Origin of the sequence: Muribacter muris, from assembly GCF_004569585.1 — a bacterium.
Taxonomy (GTDB): domain Bacteria; phylum Pseudomonadota; class Gammaproteobacteria; order Enterobacterales; family Pasteurellaceae; genus Muribacter; species Muribacter muris.
Map to the genome: position 1 here is coordinate 1 of NZ_SPPA01000085.1, position 254 is coordinate 254.

The 254-nt window shown below is 41.3% G+C and carries 1 protein-coding gene; it reads left to right on the top strand.

Features of this window, described 5'->3' with window-relative positions; genetic code table 11:
• On the top strand, positions 1-254 hold a 254-nt coding region (locus E4T80_RS13060), incomplete at both ends, for a hypothetical protein (protein WP_194188946.1).

Consider the following 254-nt stretch of genomic DNA (forward strand, 5'->3'; position numbering starts at 1 on the left):
AAGGCCATTTGGATAACCGGGAAACACGAGTTGATACGGACTCGTCCGAACCTAAAGGGATTATTGCCTTAGGGCAACTGACCTTGAATACCGTTGGCTTGAATAATCAACAAGGTTATCTCATCAGTAAAAGCGAGCGAGATAAGTTTTGCGAAAAAAGTGAGATAATTTACTTCTCGACTTGTTTCACATACTGCAACAGTCTTACATTTTTATCCCCAGCCCACAATATCGCCTATCCGCTTTATCTTCTA